1 pseudogene is annotated in these 251 nt (G+C 51.4%); it reads right to left on the reverse strand.

The features are described from left to right. Nucleotides 1-124: 124 nt before the first annotated feature. Nucleotides 125-202, reverse strand: a pseudogene (locus tag F7Q90_RS28205) (hypothetical protein); the annotation flags it as partial. Nucleotides 203-251: the final 49 nt, after the last annotated feature.

Raw genomic sequence — 251 nt, forward strand, 5'->3', positions numbered from 1 at the left:
GTGGTTGCGTTACGTCATCGGTCATATACAGGACTGGCCGGTGAACCGGGTCCGCGATCTGCTGCCATGGAAGGTCGAGCTTCCCTCTGCCTGAACGTCAATACGGTCTGAATGCGACGCTTACGTTTTTGTCCTTTGTTTTATGGATAGTTTTCTGCATCAGGCGTCGTTCGGTTCTGGGTATTGGTGCTATGATCGACATTGCTCAGTCCGGCTGGTGATTTGGGATATTCAGCGATTGATCAGATCGC

Source organism: Pantoea stewartii subsp. stewartii (genome assembly GCF_008801695.1).
In the GTDB taxonomy this organism is placed as follows: domain Bacteria; phylum Pseudomonadota; class Gammaproteobacteria; order Enterobacterales; family Enterobacteriaceae; genus Pantoea; species Pantoea stewartii.